Here is a 408-nt window from a genome sequence, read left to right on the forward strand (position 1 = left end):
TACATCATCACAGTAGTCCAACATCCATTGTCTAATCATGTTATACGTCAAACTCCTTTTCTACCGTTGTTTGCGCCCCTTTTTTCGCACGTGGCATCACAATTCTCGCCCTTGCGCTTGGCGTAAATCCGAAATCTACACCGATCGCCTTCATTTGTTCATGGAGTTGCTTTTTCTTGGTTAAGAGTGGATGAGGGACTTTATTTGTTTCCGCTGCTTTGTTGGTGTATTCTACAAGCAATCCCTCTTCTTGGATAATCTTCGTGCATGCCATATAGTCCGCATACGCATCACAATACAGTGCTAATGCATTCACATCTATATTTGTCATCACTTCTAATTCTAGTAATTCCCCTGCAATTCGTTTAAACTCTTTCTTCGCAACTGAATCTAACCATGTTGGTGGCC

At 41.9% G+C, this 408-nt stretch carries 1 protein-coding gene; it reads right to left on the reverse strand.

The features are described from left to right. Positions 1-40: 40 nt before the first annotated feature. A partial coding sequence (locus tag ACODS7_RS32695) for a phage terminase small subunit P27 family (protein ID WP_488828722.1) occupies positions 41-408 on the reverse strand: 368 nt, incomplete at its 5' end.

Source organism: Bacillus sp. FG16, from assembly GCF_057809515.1.